Origin of the sequence: Promicromonospora kroppenstedtii DSM 19349, assembly GCF_000515355.1 — a bacterium.
In the GTDB taxonomy this organism is placed as follows: domain Bacteria; phylum Actinomycetota; class Actinomycetes; order Actinomycetales; family Cellulomonadaceae; genus Promicromonospora; species Promicromonospora kroppenstedtii.
The window spans coordinates 34,145-34,874 of record NZ_KI911644.1; the positions used below are offsets into that span (position 1 = coordinate 34,145).

General features: G+C 71.5%; 1 pseudogene. It reads right to left on the bottom strand.

Annotated features, from left to right (window positions below):
• Positions 1 to 280: 280 nt before the first annotated feature.
• A pseudogene (locus PROKR_RS31485) lies at positions 281 to 730 on the bottom strand (HNH endonuclease); the annotation flags it as partial.

The following is a 730-nucleotide window of genomic DNA, read 5'->3' on the forward strand; positions in this document are numbered from 1 at the left end:
GTGCTCGCCCGCGCGACCGACGCCGTCGGCCACCCCGCGCGAACCGCGGCCGACGGCGAACGAGCGCGCGTCGGAGGCGTGCCGGCCTGGTCCCTCGGACCGGGCGGAGACCGCGCCGTGATGCGCGCACTTACCTCTGCCCCTGGGGCACATAGTGCACTCGGGAGTGGATCAGCCGATCCGCTTCCGAGAGACGCCGCTGGGTGTCGATCCGGTACGGGTCCACCGCGACGGCGATCGCCCGGAGGCGTCAACTTGCTTCCCGAACCCGGCTGCCAACTCAGAACGGCGGCTCGCCGGGTCCGGATGGGACGGTGAGGTCGCAGGCGTCGGGGGTATCGGAGGCGTCGGAGGTATCGGAGGGGTCGGTCGCCGGTGCGGTCGTGGTGTAGGGACGCGGCAGGCGGCGTCCGGTCAGGGCACGCAGGGTCAGGTCGTGACTGGTGTCCGGGTCGACCTGGTCCAGGTCCACCCGGGTGTCCAGGACCGTCGGCGGACGGGCGTGCATCCGACCCGTGGGCGTGGTCCAGGTCGTGACCCCACTGGCCGGGTCCCGCACGACACCCCAGCCCGCGTGCGTCTTGAGCAGATGGTGACGTCGGCAGAGCGCGTGGAGATTCCCGGCACGAGTCTGCCCGGGTTCAGACTTGCCCGCTGCATCAGGGCGAGCATCCTGGTCGTGGTCGAACGGCTCGATATGGTCCAGATCGCACGATGCGGCCCGGGAGTC